This window comes from Chryseobacterium salivictor (genome assembly GCF_004359195.1).
Classification (GTDB): Bacteria; Bacteroidota; Bacteroidia; order Flavobacteriales; family Weeksellaceae; genus Kaistella; species Kaistella salivictor.
In genome coordinates, this window is the sequence record NZ_CP037954.1 from 1,977,465 (window position 1) to 1,991,912 (window position 14,448).

Genomic DNA, 14,448 nt, shown 5'->3' on the forward strand with positions numbered 1-14,448 from the left:
TATTGAACTTTAAATCATCGAATTTAACTCTTTGAAATTTTCAACATTTAATTCCACAAAACGATTAAATAAAAAAAGCGAACAAAAAAATGCCCGCTTTCTATTGATTCTCAATGCTGGATTTCTATTGTTTTTGGATCAGGGAAATTCCTTTCTTAATTCCGGAAATGATGAAAAATACTAATAAACCTGCAATAATTCCATAAAGTAAATGTTTCACCATCTCTGTAAAGTGAGGCAAAAACTGATGAACCCACTCAATGTTATGATCAAAAATTCCGCCTGAAACCAATAATAAAGCGATGGTGCCGATAATTGATAATGCTTTGATAATAAGGGGAAGTGCTTTTACCAAAAGGTTTCCAAAGAAAGTAAGAAAGCCTTTGTTGTTTGATTTGCGGATGAGTTTATAGCCCGCATCATCCATCCTCACAATTAAGGCGACAATTCCGTAAACCCCAACCGTTGCTAAAAATGCGACCACAGAAACGGTGAGAATCTGTATCGGTAAACTCTTTTCAAGTACCGATCCTAAAGCGATAATCACGATTTCCAAAGACAGAATAAAATCGGTGGTGATGGCTGATTTAACTTTTATTTTTTCTGCATTTTCACCATTTTCAGTTTCTGCGGCAAGTTCTTCGTGTTTATCTTTTTTATGAAAGAAATATTCGATGATTTTCTCCACCCCTTCGTAGGCCAGATAAAGTCCACCCAATATCAAAATAATCTTAATCGCCGGCGGAAAAATAACCTGTAGTAAAAAGGCAATCGGGATAATGATTAATTTATTAATAAATGAACCTTTCGTAATCGCCCAAAGAACAGGGATTTCGCGGGAGGATAAAAACCCGGTGGCTTTTTCCGCATTCACGGCCAGATCATCACCAAGGATACCGGCGGTTTGTTTGGTCGCAACTTTCGAAGCTGCTGCAACATCATCCATTAAGGCAGCAATATCATCCAATACTGCGAAAAATCCTGAAGCCATTTCTTTTTTGTTTTGTGACAAAAATAGAGAATTCTGGAAGATGTTTTCATTAATAATTTTACAATGCGACATTTTATGGAGTTAAAATTATGGAAAAATTAGCATTTATAATTTTAAAGTCAGCTTAAAAATTGTTATTTTCGCAGAACTAAATTTTTAGAAAGTGAAACTGCATCTATTACATTCACCAAATGAAAGATTCCAAGAATTGGGAAATGCAATCGACGCTGAAAAATAATTAAAAGCCGATGGTCAGACAGACTGTCGGCTTTTTTATTTTGATTAATTACAGATATTTTTAGAATCATCATATATTAAAGAAATAAAAATGAGCAATACCTATAAATCCGCTGGCGTGGATAAAGAAGAAGGTTACAAAACCGTTGATAAAATCAAAACGGCCGTTGCAGAAACGCACAACAAAAATGTTTTGAATAATCTCGGAAGTTTCGGTGCTTTTTATGAAATCGCAGGCTATAAAAACCCTGTTCTCGTAAGCGGAACCGATGGAGTAGGAACCAAACTGAAAGTGGCGTTAGATTCTAAAAAATACGATTCTATCGGCGTCGATTGCTTTGCAATGTGTGCGAATGATATTATTTGTCACGGTGCCAAACCATTATTTTTCCTCGATTATTTAGCCTGCGGAAAACTGGATGCAGATATTGCTGCCGAAATTGTAATGGGAATGGTGAAAGCTTGTAAAGACAATAACTGCGCACTGATCGGTGGAGAAACTGCCGAAATGCCGGGAATGTATAAACCGGGCGATTATGATGTCGCTGGATTCTGCGTTGGGATCGTAGAAAAAGATCAGATCATCGATGGTTCGAAAATTAAAGCGGGCTGCAAAATTATCGCTTTACCAAGTTCGGGATTTCACTCGAATGGTTTTTCACTGGTAAGAAAAGTATTTACGGATTTTAACGAAGAGTTTGAAGGAAAACCTTTGTATGAAACACTTCTTGTCCCGACAAGATTATATTACCAACCGATTCATCAGATTTTAGAAGAAATTGCGCTGTGCGGAATTGCCCATATTACCGGCGGCGGAATTATCGAAAATATTCCGAGAATAATTCCGGAAAATTTGTGTGCTACAATTGATACTTCAAAGATTAAAATCCCGTCCGTGATGCTAGAACTGGAAAAACGCGGAAACATCGACCGTCTGGAAATGTACGGAACCTTCAATATGGGAGTCGGCATGGTTGTGGTTGTTGATGAAAAGCATGCAGATAAAGTTTTGAATCTTATTGATGATGCTTACGAAATCGGTGAAATCACGGAAGGTTTGGAGAAAATACAGTTAATTTAATATTTTAAAGAATCGATAAATAGAAGGTTGAAATGAATTACTCATTATCCATTACTTATTATTAATGTAAATGAAGAATATCGTTGTTTTGGTCTCCGGCGGAGGAACCAATTTGCAAAGAATTATAGACTGCATTAAAAGCGGAGAAATTCCGAATGCAAAGATTGCGATGGTCGTTGCAGACCGGGAATGTTTCGGTTTGGACCGGGCTCAAAATCAGGGTATTCCAACGCAGTTGATTCAGAGAGGCAAAACGTTCTCTGCGGAATTAAAAAAGATTCTTCCGGAAAACACAGATTTAATTGTGCTCGCTGGATTTTTATCCATTTTAAATAAAGAATTCTGCGAATCATTTCCGGGAAAAATCATCAACATTCATCCTGCTTTACTGCCGAAATTTGGCGGCAAAGGAATGTGGGGACATCACGTTCATAAAGCGGTTTTAGCCGCTGAGGAAAAAGAAAGTGGAGCAACGGTTCATTATGTAACTTCTGGAATTGATGAAGGTGAAATCATCCTTCAAAAATCATTTGAAATTTCAGATAACGAAACCTTAGAAAGTCTGTCGGAAAAAATTCATAAGATAGAATATGAGATTTTTCCAAAAGCGATCAATAAAATACTCAGAATTCCCAGCTAGAAAAAGGAGAATTGAAAAAGAAAATAATCTAATAAAAAGTAAAAAAAGAAAAATGTCAAAAAAAAGAGCGCTTATCTCCGTTTCCGATAAATCCGGACTCGTAGATTTTGCAAAGTTTTTAGAAGCAAACAATTACGAATTGATTTCTACGGGCGGAACTTTTAAACATTTAAAAGAAGCAGGTTTAAATCCGATTCAAATTGATGAAGTCACCAGTTTTCCCGAAATGTTAGATGGCAGGGTAAAAACTTTACACCCAAAAGTTCATGGCGGATTGCTTGCCATCCGATCAAATGAGGACCATATGAACACGGTGACCGAGCATGAAATTATCCTGATCGATATGGTTGTGGTTAACCTTTATCCGTTTTTTGCCCATGCGAATACCGATATTTCTTTAGAAGAAAAAGTTGAATTCATTGATATTGGCGGGCCGTCAATGTTGCGGTCCGGCGCCAAGAATTTTCAGTCTGTTACCGTAATTACTAATGTTGAAGATTATGCTGTTATTCAAAAACAAATCGAAGAAAACGGCAATACCACTTTAGAAACAAGAAAAAAATTAGCCGGTAAAGTATTTAATCTGACTTCCGCTTATGATGCTGCAATTGCGCAAATGCTTTTAGAAGAAGACTATCCGCAGTACTTAAATGCTTCTTATCAGAAAGTTTCCGATTTAAGATATGGCGAAAATCCCCATCAGACGGCTGCATATTATGTTTCAACAACGGAAAACGGGGCGATGAAGGATTTTGAAATTTTAGGCGGCAAAGAACTGTCTTTCAATAATCTTCGCGATATGGATTTGTGCTGGAAAGTCGTCAATGAATTTAAAGATGAAATGGCCTGTTGTGCGGTGAAACATTCCACGCCATGCGGAGTTGCCATCGGAACAACGGCGGCAGAAACCTATAAGAAAACATTTGAATGCGATCCTGTTTCAATTTTCGGCGGAATTATCGGAATGAATTTTAAAGTTGATTTCGCTACGGCTGAAGAACTCAGTAAAACATTTTTAGAGATTGTGATGGCTTCGGATTTTGATGAAGATGCGGTTGAGCTTTTGAAAAAGAAAAAAAATCTGCGTATCATTAAAATTAAAAATCCGGTTTCCGACCAGCAAACCTGGGTGAAAATTGATGGTGGAATGTTGGTTCAGGATAATGACAATCAATTTTCTGAAGACATTAAAACCGTTACTGTTTTTAAACCCACAGCCGAGCAGGAAAAAGCGTTATTATTCGCACAAAGGGTTGTGAAATATGTAAAATCAAATGCGATTGTTGTGTCCAACGGCGTGCAGGCATTGGGAATCGGCGGTGGGCAGGTGAACAGAATTTGGGCAACCGAACATGCTGTAGAAAGAGCAAAACTAAAATTTGAAGGAGATTTGGTTTTGGCTTCAGATGCATTTTTCCCATTCAGAGATGTTGTTGACTTTTGTGCGAAAGAAGGCATCAAAGCAATCATTCAACCCGGGGGGAGTATGCGCGATGAAGATAGCATCGAAGCAGCAAACGAACACGGTATTCCAATGATGTTTTCCGGAATGAGACACTTTTTGCATTAATTTTGCTATTCTATATTTAGAATGGAAATTTTTTCCATCTCGATTTGAAATCCACTTTCAATTGAGTAATTTTGTAAAAAGCAAACAAATAATAAACTGTGAAATCGCTTTAAATATAATTTGATTCAATGAGGGATCAAGTTAGCGATTCCATTTGACCGTTAAACATTAATAAATAAACTTCAAATGAAAATTTTAATAGTAGGAAATGGCGCCAGAGAATCTGCGGTAGCTTTAAAGCTTAGCAGCGATAAAAGGATTACGAAAATGTATTTCGCCAAAGGAAATGCAACGACAGAATCGCTGGGGCAAAATGTATATGAAGACAGCATCGAAGGGTTGCGGGATTTTGTGATTAAAGAAAGAATAGATTTAACGGTCGTAGGTCCGGAAGCTCCTTTAGTTGCAGGCATTGTAGACGAATTTAAAAAACATAATCTTAAGATTTTCGGTCCCAGAAAAAGAACTGCAGAATTGGAAGGAAGCAAAGCCTTTTCGAAAAAATTCATGCAGACTCACAACATCAAAACAGCAAAAGCGAAGGTGTTTGAAGCGTATCAGGATGCCATTGATTACGTAAGAACACAAAAGTTTCCTTTGGTCATTAAAGCCAGTGGTCTTGCCGGAGGAAAAGGAGTGGTCATTGCTGACGACCTGGCTGAAGCCGAAACGACCATTCACCAGTTTATGATCGAAAGAATTTTTGGTGATGCCGGTATTCAGTTGGTGATCGAAGAATATTTGAGAGGTTTTGAAGCTTCGATTATCGCCTTTTCAAACGGGGATAAATTGTTCCCATGTATTCCGGTAAAGGATTATAAAAAAGCCGGATCGGGTGATACAGGACCCAACACCGGTGGTATGGGAAGCGTTGCCCCAAGTCCGGAATTTACAGAAGCTCATCAGAAAGATTTTAACGAAAATATCCTGAAACCGACACTAGCAGGACTTCATGCTTCAAATATCCGTTTCAAAGGTTTCATCTTTTTCGGTTTAATGGTTACAGAAAACGGAACTTATTTGCTGGAATATAATATGAGATTGGGTGATCCGGAAACGCAGGTAATTATGGCGCTGATGGAAAACAATCTCTACGACGTAATCATGGATTGCCTGGAAGGAAATGATATCGAACTGAAATTCAGCGACAAAAAAGCAGTGTGTTTGGTAATGTGTTCCGGCGGCTATCCAAGACAAATTGAAACAGGTTTTGAAATTCGGAATACCGAGAAAGTGACGAGTCAACTTCTTTTTGCCGGAGCCAGGGTGAAAGGCAGTCAAATTCTGACGACTGGCGGACGCGTTCTAAGTCTGGTTGCAACAGGTGATACTTTCGAAGAGGCCCGTAAAAAAGTGTACAAAGATGCAGACATCATTCACTACGATTACGAATATTACAGAGACGACATCGGTAAGTTTTAACTCATAAGGCGTGGTTTTTCCACGTCTTTTTTTCTATTTTTTAAAGCTGTTTCCTGCTCTTCATTATAATTCCTCATTTCGGCACCAGGTAAAAAGAGCCAAGTAAAAAGTAAAAAGAGCCAAGTAAAAAAACTAATTTAAAGCAGTTTAGAAATTATAACAGATAATCATTTTATAACGACATCAAAGTCTATTATCTATAATCTATCTGTCTATTATCTATCATCTATCATCAAAAAATTCATATATGCAAAACGGAATCATCATCCTCGATTTTGGATCACAATACAATCAACTCATCGGAAGGAGAATTCGCGAAATGGGCGTTTATTCAGAAGTCCTTCCTTTTAATACGCCTTTAGCAGAAATCTTAGAGCGGAAGCCTTCAGGAATAATTCTTTCCGGCGGACCAAGTTCAGTAAACGCTGAAAATGCCAGTCTAGTAGATAAAGCACTCTTCGAACAAAATATCCCTGTTCTTGGAATTTGCTATGGAATGCAGCTGACGACTCATTTATTGGGTGGCAAAGTGAAAAAAGGAGAGAAGGGAGAATATGGAAAAGCCAAACTTCAAATTCAAAAATCAAACGCTTTACTCTCTGGCGTAAGTCGGTTCTCTACCGTTTGGATGAGTCATTTCGACGAAGTGGAAACACTTCCGGAAGGTTTTGTAATCAACGGAATGACCGATGTGATTTCTGCAATTTCAAACGAAGCGAAGAAAATCTATTGTGTGCAATTTCACCCCGAAGTTTCTCATACCGAAGAAGGTACCAGAATGATGGAGAACTTTGTTTTCAATATTTGTAAATCACCAAAAAACTGGAAGCTGACCAATTATATCGACACAACTATTGCGGAAATTAAAGAAAAAGTCGGTGATCAAAAAGTAATTCTCGGACTTTCCGGTGGGGTAGATTCTTCTGTGGCAGCCGTTTTAATCCATAAAGCGATTGGCGATCAGTTGCAATGTATCTTCGTTGATACGGGACTTTTAAGAAAAGATGAAGGCAAAAAAGTAATGGAAAATTACGGCGAGCATTTCAATTTAAAGATTAAAATGATTGATGCTTCAGAAAGATTCCTGTCTAAATTGAAAGGCGTTTCAGATCCCGAACAAAAACGAAAAGTAATCGGTAACGAATTTGTCGCGGTTTTTGATGAAGAATCACATAAAATTGAAGGAGCGAAGTTTCTGGCCCAGGGAACGATTTATCCGGATGTCATCGAAAGCCAGAGTGTAAAAGGACCGTCTTCTGTAATTAAATCTCACCATAATGTCGGCGGGCTTCCCGAAGAAATGGATTTTGAATTGCTTGAACCTTTGCGCGAACTCTTCAAAGATGAGGTTCGTAAAGTAGGCGAGGAGCTCGGTATCCCTCATCATTTGGTTCACCGTCATCCTTTTCCAGGCCCCGGATTGGGAATCAGAATTTTAGGCGAAGTGGATGAAGATAAAGTAAGAATTCTTCAGGAAGCTGATGATATTTTTATCGGGGAATTATACAAGGATGATTTATACGATAAAGTTTCCCAGGCATTTGTAGTTTTACTTCCTGTAAAATCTGTCGGAGTAATGGGCGACGAAAGAACTTACGAATATACCGCGGTTGTTCGTTCTGCCAATACCACCGATTTTATGACCGCAACCTGGAGCAGACTTCCGTACGAATTTTTGGATACCATTTCCAATAGAATTATCAATGAAGTTCGTGGGATAAACCGCGTTGCTTACGATATTTCAAGCAAACCACCAGCGACGATCGAGTGGGAGTAATTTGACAATTTTACTGAAATAATATCGTATAACTATTCCCCTTTTTTTAATAATTGGGGAATACTTTTTGAAAGTAATTGTAAAACATTTTTATGTTCGATAAACAGCAAAGAAAATTGAGGCGATCCGCAAAATTAATTTCTATTTTTAGCAAATATGGGTTCAAAGATATTTTAGCCAGAATGAATCTTGCGAAAAACAATGAACCTTCTGTCGATGAAAATGAAATCGTGCTGACCAATTCCGTTTATGAAAGAATAAGAATGGCTTTGGAGGAATTGGGACCTACTTTTGTGAAATTGGGTCAAACGTTTTCTAGCCGCGAAGATTTGTTGCCTCCCGAACTAATTGTAGAATTGCAGAAACTTCAGGACAAAGTCGAAGAAGTCGATCTGAATCTGGAAGAGATTTTAGAACTTGAATTCAATATTTCACCGGACGAATATTTTCGGGAAATTCAGAAAAAACCTATGGCCACGGCCTCGATTGCGCAAGTCTATAAAGCGGTTTTAAATGACGGTTCAGAAGTAATTTTAAAAGTTAAAAAGCCAAATGTTCAGGAAAATATTCAGGATGATCTATTGCTGATTCACGATTTGATAAAAGTAATTACAACCTATTCCGACATTGGAGCGAGACTCAATTTAAAGAGCGCCATTTCTACCTTCGAAAAATCTTTGTTGGAAGAAATTTCTTTAACCAATGAAAAGAATAATATCCAACAGTTTGCGCTCAATTTTAAAAATAATAAAGAAACGTATGTCCCGAAAATTTATGAGGAGTTTTGCAGTAACAATATCCTCTGCATGGAATTTATTGATGGAATAAAGATCACCAATAAACAAGAGCTTTTAGAGAATGGAATTGATCCGGTGAAAATTTCGGAAGTTGGTTTGCGCGTCTTTGTTTCCCAGATTTTAGATTACGGATTTTTTCACGCCGATGCTCATGCGGGCAATGTTTTGGTGAAGAAAGACGGTAAAATAGTTTTCATTGATTTCGGTGCCGTCGGAAAAATCCAGCCCAATGATAAAGAAATTCTGGAACAATTAATTGTGGCTTTTGTGTCGAAGAATGCCGCGAAGATTGTTAAATATTTGAAAAAAATGGCGGTGAGTTATGAGATTCCGGATGACAAAGCTTTTCAAAACGATGTGGAAGAGGTTCTCAATTTTGTACACAGCGGTTCTCTGAAAAACATTGATGTTCCGAAACTGGTCGGTAGAATGATCCATACGTTAAAGAATAACCGAATCAATATGCCGGATTATTTATACCTGCTTTTGAAAGGGATTAGTTTAATAGAAGGAGTTGGCAGAAGCATTAATCCGGATTTAGATATTGTAAAGAGCCTGAAACCTTTTACTAAAAAAATAATTTTTAATAAAATCTCACCGAAAAAACTCGTGAAATCCGGCTCTGAGAAACTCTTGGAGCTCAGTGAAAATTTAGAAGAAATCCCAAAAGAATTGCGCTCACTTCTCCAAAAGTTAGATGAAAATAAATTTACCATTACCAGCGAAATTAAAAATATTGACAAAACGCATCAACTCATAAAATCCAGTATTGTCAATCTTATTTTAGCCATGATATTGTGTGCCAATATAATTGCTGCGGCGATTCTCTGGAATTCAGAAAGTGCTTATAATATTGGAGATATCCCGCTTTTGATTATCTTGAACTCTGTACTTTCAGTTGTTCTAATGATTGTCATTTTTTTAAGATTACTAAAAAGATAGTTTTTAGAGTGAAAAAAACTTTTTAATCTGTTTTATTCTACTAAATATTAAAATAAAAAAGACTTAAGTCAGATAAAAAAACACAAAGAAAACATAAGAACACCCAATTTTTTATTTTAAAACTTTTATGCATATCCGTAATTAGTAATATTGTTAAAACTTCTTCTCCCTTGCTAAATGAAACGCCTTTGTGAATCTTAAAAACACAAGTAAAACAGAAGGTATGTAAATAAAATCTTTGCGGACTTTGTGTTAAAACTTTGCATTATGATTGAGAGCAGACATATATAAAAATTTTTAATGCTTTATAAAAAAAATTAGATATATTCTAATCCTCTCAAAAAAACTATCTTTGCAAAATGGAAAAAATGACCTTTGCCGATTTCGATCTTCCCGAAAAAATTCTTGATGTTTTAGCGGATTCTAATTTATTTGAACCGACACCGATTCAACAGAAAACCCTGAGCCCGATTCTTTCAGGACGGGACGTGATGGGAATTGCGCAAACCGGGACCGGAAAAACTTTGGCATATCTCCTTCCGGTTCTTAAAACCTGGAAATATAATAAAACAGGCAACCCAACAGTGCTTATTCTTGTTCCAACCCGTGAACTGGTCGTTCAGGTTGCAGGAATTGTCGAACATTTAACCCAAAATATTACCGCCAGGGTCATCGGGATTTATGGTGGAAAAAATATTAAAACTCAAAAATTACTTTTTGCAGACGGTTGCGATATCCTCGTAGGAACGCCCGGAAGAGTAATGGATTTGGCGATTGATAATGCTATTTCTTTGAAAGAAGTTCAGAAATTGATCATCGATGAATTTGATGAAATGCTGAATCTTGGTTTCAAAGCGCAGTTGACACACATTTTCCAGATGATGAAAGATAAAAGACAGAATATTCTTTTTTCTGCGACCATGACCGAAGCAGTAGATGCTTTGCTCTACGAATATTTTTCCGGTCCGATGGAAATTTCATTGGCGAAATCAGGAACGCCGCTGGAGAAAATTGAACAGATTGGTTATAAAGTGGAAAACTTTAATACCAAAATCAATTTGCTGCAACATCTTTTACAAACAGATAAAGACTTTTCGAAAGTTCTTATTTTCTGTAATAATAAGAAGCATGCCGATTTACTTTATACCAAAATCGAAGAACTTTTCCCGGATCAGTTCGATGTAATTCACTCTAATAAATCACAGAATTACCGTTTGAATGCGATGAAAAGTTTCGAATCCCAGGAAGTCCGCGGATTGATTACTACCGATATTATGGCGCGTGGTTTAGATATTTCAGATATTACCCACGTTATTAATTTTGAAATTCCAGAAGTTCCAGAGCAGTATATCCACAGAATTGGTAGAACCGGTCGTGCAGATAAAAATGGTATTGCTGTTTCTTTTGTGACTAAAAATGAAGACAGCCACTTATTAGATATAGAAATTTTAATGGATAAAGCGGTAATCATCAAAGATTTTCCGGCTGAAGTTAAAATCAATCCGGTGAAAATCGCTTCTGAAAAAGATGAAGTGGTGATGAAAAATGCCCATACGGTAAAGCTGGAAGATGGTGGTGGCGCATTTCACGAGAAGAAAGACAAAAACAAAAAAGAAAACTGGGGTGGTCCTCATGCCAGAAAGATTCCGAAAAAAATTGGAGCCAACCGAGCACAGGAAAAAGCAAAATCAAAAGCGAAAAAAAAGAAATAATCCTTTAAAAATTTATTTTTAAAAACTTAGCACCGGTTTAAAAATGATAAATCTTTAAACCGGATGTCATAAAAGAAAATCCCAAAAAGGACAGTCTCCAAAAGAGCAAAAAAGGAAACTTCTTAGGATAGTTTCCTTTTTTGATCTTTTGAAAGATTTAAAAAAATATCACTTTTGTGCCTTTTGTGGTTTTTAAAGCAAATCTACTGGCTCTTAAGCATAAAAAAAGCAACCCGAATTCGAGTTGCTTTAATTTTGTCTGGAAAATGATTATTTTCTTAAACCAAGTTCTGCAATAATAGCTCTGTAACGATTAATATCTTTTTTCTTAAGATAATCTAAAAGTGCTTTTCTTTTTCCTACTAAAAGTACTAAAGAACGCTCTGTTGCGTAGTCTTTGTGGTTTCTTTTCAGGTGACCTGAAAGGTGGTTAATTCTGTAAGTAAAAAGGGCAACCTGTCCCTCTGCGCTTCCAGTGTCTGTGTCAGACTTTCCATGTTTTCCGAAGATTTCTTTCTTCTTGTCAGTTGTTAAGTACATTCCAATATTGTTTTAATGATTATTATGTAACGGGTGCAAAAGTACAACTAATTATTTAATCTTGAAAGCATTATCGCTTTTGTAAATCAGAAATTTAATAACAAATGTTAAATAAATCTTAAAATTCTATTGTCTATATGATTGGATGGCAGTATCTTTGCAGTACAAAACACATGAAAAATCTTTACTTAATTAAAACACATTTTACAGTCTTCTTACTGTTAACTTCTTGCTGTGTAGTTTCTGCCCAGATTGGTTTGTTGAGTAGAGATACCAAAATTCATCAGATACTTTATTTCAATCCTGAAGTTTTCCCTGATATTGAAGAAATAAAAGAACCTACTTATTCCGCTTTTTTCTCAGCACTGTCTGATCAGTTAAGTTCTTCTAAAAACAACAAATTGCTTCGGGTAGATTATAATATTCCTTATGACGATGCAGAAACAAAGCTCATTAGTGAATTTTGTGAAAATAATAATGCCCAATATGCGGTAGTTCCGAAAGTAAAATATTTTAAAGTAGGATTTGGGAAGTATGTTTTTTCTAATCAGGTGATTGTAAGCATGAAAATTTACAGTTCGACTGGTGAATTACTCGCAGAGACTTCTTATGATACCTACAGAAAGAACGGTCGACTTCTGGGTTCTGCAGAAAATTCCATCAAAATAGGAACCACCGGTGCCCTAAAAAATATCAATAAAATTCTTCGTAAAAAGTACCGTTCGACAGCAAACGCTTCAACCGAATTCGACATTTTCCCGGAGAATCAGTTTTCTTATAATTAAAAATTGGGCTCTTGATTTTGTACGGAAAATTAAATTTTGAGCTAAATATTTTTTTTAAATTTAAAATTACAGACAAACGCAGGACATAAAATTTCCTGTAAAATTCTACTTAAAACGCAAATTCGGTTTCGCTGATCGGAAATTTTGTGGTTTAAAACTTTAAATCCTTCTCCTTTTTTAAACATTTAACGCATTTAGAATATTAAAATCCCCATTTGGAATTGGTGAGCCAATTTTTTTGGTCTTTTGAAATTCTTAAAAAACATTTGAGCTTTTTCCTCAAAAAATACTTTCTGTATAATATTGGTAAATAGTGTTTTATCCGATGCAAATGGATACAAACGATAGTAAGCGGTTCCGTACCGACTAATTTTTGAAAGCTTGTGAACCTTTGCAGTAGAGATTCGGGAAAGACAGTGAGACTCGTTTCTAATGTTTAATTATATAAATCTAATGCCATGTCACTAAGAAACAAAATTACCCTAGTGGGTAGAACAGGAAAAGACGTAGAAATTGTACAATTTGAAAACGGAAAGTTGGCCAGAGTAAGTTTGGCAACTACCGATCATTACACCAATGCCATGGGTGAAAAAGTAGAAGAAACACAATGGCACAACTTGGTCTGCAGCGGAAAAACAGCAGATATTATGGAAAAATACGTCGAAAAAGGAAAGGAAATCGCCGTGGAAGGAAAAATCGTATACCGAAACTATGATGATAAAGATGGTCAGAAACGCTACATTACGGAAGTTCGGGTTTTAGAACTTTTGCTTTTGAGCAGTAGATAGAAGGGATAAGCAAAACCGGATTTCCCCCATGAAATCTGGAAATCCGGCTTGCTTTCCCTTTTGAAAATTAATATTAAAAACACAATACCATGAAAATTCAAATATTTAAAATCAGATTATCAGATGAATTCATTTACAATGATCAAAAAAGGCTCGACCGTTTTCTCCAGCAAAACACCATTCTGAAGTACGAAACCGCTTTTGTAAAAGACGAAGAAAGTTATTGGTCTGTTGTTCTTTATTTCGAAGAATTGGAATTGCAGATCAATGAACCGAAATCTGAAAAATACAGTGTAGAAAAGGAAGTAGAGCTCTCCATATATGAAATAAAAATTCTCGACTCGCTCAAATTATGGCGGTCGGAAAAAGCAAAAGATCAAAAACTGCCGGTTTATTTTATCGCAACCAATAAAGAACTCTTCTCAATTGCGAAATACAAGCCTGCCAAAAAAGAAGAGTTGCTCGAAATCAAAGGTTTCGGTAAACATAAAATCGAAAACTACGGCCAGGAAATTATTGAGATTTTAGAAACCGTTTAAAAACACAAAAACTATATATTTTCAAAAACCGGAGAAATTTTCTTCGGTTTTTTTGATTTGTAAATTCCTCAGATCGAGACTCTTTTTTAGGGTACTAAATCAGCAAGTTTTATTAAATTTATAAAATGGAAACAATTATTAGAAAAATTCAGAAATCAGATAATGGCGCTTTGGCAATAATAATACGAAGTTGCTTTCATGATTTTGAAGTTCCTACACCGGGAACTGTTTATGAAGATGCAGCGACAGATCATTTATACGAGTTGTTCAGCAAAGAAAACTCAGCATTGTTTGTCGCAGAATTAGACGGCAAATTATGCGGTTGTTGCGGGATTTTCCCTACCGAAGGTTTATCGGAAAAATGTGGTGAACTCGTTAAGTTTTATATCCATCAAGATTGTCGTGGAAAAGGATTGGGCAAAAAATTAATGGAAAAAAGTATTGAGTTTGCAAAAAAATCGGGTTATCAATCCATTTATATTGAAAGTTTACCCGAATTTTCTACCGCAGTTTCCATCTACGAAAAGCAGGGTTTCACTTACTTAGAAAAACCATTGGGCAATTCGGGACATAGCGGCTGCAACCTTTGGATGATCAAGCATTTTTAGGGATTTAGATTAATATTTC

General features: G+C 36.3%; 13 protein-coding genes. 11 read left to right on the plus strand and 2 right to left on the minus strand.

Annotation, left to right across the window (positions count from 1 at the left end):
- Positions 1-124 precede the first annotated feature (124 nt).
- On the minus strand, positions 125-991 hold the full coding sequence (locus tag NBC122_RS09090; RefSeq protein WP_133441097.1) for a DUF808 domain-containing protein: 867 nt from the start codon (positions 989-991) through the stop codon (positions 125-127).
- A gap of 328 nt (positions 992-1,319) precedes the next feature.
- Between NBC122_RS09090 and purM the strand changes: the two genes are divergently transcribed.
- The 7 genes from purM (at position 1,320) to NBC122_RS09125 (ending at position 11,169) form a co-directional block, all read left to right on the plus strand.
- Positions 1,320-2,309 (plus strand): phosphoribosylformylglycinamidine cyclo-ligase, encoded by a 990-nt coding sequence (purM, locus tag NBC122_RS09095; RefSeq protein ID WP_133440080.1) that lies wholly within the window; start codon positions 1,320-1,322, stop codon positions 2,307-2,309.
- 70 nt (positions 2,310-2,379) lie between these two features.
- Complete coding sequence (gene purN, locus NBC122_RS09100) at positions 2,380-2,949, plus strand: phosphoribosylglycinamide formyltransferase (protein ID WP_133440081.1); 570 nt, start codon at positions 2,380-2,382, stop codon at positions 2,947-2,949.
- 52 nt (positions 2,950-3,001) lie between these two features.
- Positions 3,002-4,519, plus strand: coding sequence for a bifunctional phosphoribosylaminoimidazolecarboxamide formyltransferase/IMP cyclohydrolase (gene purH, locus NBC122_RS09105; protein WP_133440082.1), 1,518 nt, complete (start codon positions 3,002-3,004; stop codon positions 4,517-4,519).
- A 186-nt stretch (positions 4,520-4,705) separates the two neighbouring features.
- The gene (purD, locus tag NBC122_RS09110; protein ID WP_133440083.1) at positions 4,706-5,941 is read left to right on the plus strand and encodes a phosphoribosylamine--glycine ligase; all 1,236 of its coding nucleotides are present in this window, start codon (positions 4,706-4,708) and stop codon (positions 5,939-5,941) included.
- A gap of 247 nt (positions 5,942-6,188) precedes the next feature.
- Complete coding sequence (gene guaA / locus NBC122_RS09115) at positions 6,189-7,718, plus strand: glutamine-hydrolyzing GMP synthase (RefSeq protein WP_133440084.1); 1,530 nt, start codon at positions 6,189-6,191, stop codon at positions 7,716-7,718.
- A gap of 92 nt (positions 7,719-7,810) precedes the next feature.
- Positions 7,811-9,457: an AarF/UbiB family protein gene (locus tag NBC122_RS09120; RefSeq protein WP_133440085.1), complete on the plus strand. Its 1,647-nt coding sequence runs from the start codon at positions 7,811-7,813 to the stop codon at positions 9,455-9,457.
- Positions 9,458-9,816: 359 nt separating this feature from the next.
- Positions 9,817-11,169 (plus strand): DEAD/DEAH box helicase, encoded by a 1,353-nt coding sequence (locus tag NBC122_RS09125; protein WP_133440086.1) that lies wholly within the window; start codon positions 9,817-9,819, stop codon positions 11,167-11,169.
- Between the two features lie 270 nt (positions 11,170-11,439).
- On the opposite strand, the gene rpsO is transcribed toward NBC122_RS09125, so the two are convergent.
- Positions 11,440-11,709 carry a 30S ribosomal protein S15 gene (rpsO, locus tag NBC122_RS09130; protein WP_133440087.1) on the minus strand — a complete coding sequence of 90 codons (270 nt, stop codon included), beginning with the start codon at positions 11,707-11,709 and terminating at the stop codon, positions 11,440-11,442.
- A gap of 173 nt (positions 11,710-11,882) precedes the next feature.
- Here rpsO and NBC122_RS09135 point away from each other — a divergent pair, with 173 nt between their 5' ends.
- The 4 genes from NBC122_RS09135 to NBC122_RS09150 all read left to right on the plus strand — a co-directional run bounded on the left by NBC122_RS09135 (position 11,883) and on the right by NBC122_RS09150 (position 14,429).
- Complete coding sequence (locus NBC122_RS09135) at positions 11,883-12,494, plus strand: pyruvate decarboxylase (protein WP_185145758.1); 612 nt, start codon at positions 11,883-11,885, stop codon at positions 12,492-12,494.
- A gap of 458 nt (positions 12,495-12,952) precedes the next feature.
- Positions 12,953-13,282 (plus strand): single-stranded DNA-binding protein, encoded by a 330-nt coding sequence (locus NBC122_RS09140; protein ID WP_133440088.1) that lies wholly within the window; start codon positions 12,953-12,955, stop codon positions 13,280-13,282.
- An 89-nt stretch (positions 13,283-13,371) separates the two neighbouring features.
- Positions 13,372-13,821, plus strand: a complete 450-nt coding sequence (locus NBC122_RS09145; RefSeq protein WP_133440089.1) for an HRDC domain-containing protein — start codon at positions 13,372-13,374, stop codon at positions 13,819-13,821.
- A gap of 125 nt (positions 13,822-13,946) precedes the next feature.
- Positions 13,947-14,429, plus strand: a complete 483-nt coding sequence (locus tag NBC122_RS09150; protein ID WP_133440090.1) for a GNAT family N-acetyltransferase — start codon at positions 13,947-13,949, stop codon at positions 14,427-14,429.
- Positions 14,430-14,448 lie beyond the last annotated feature (19 nt).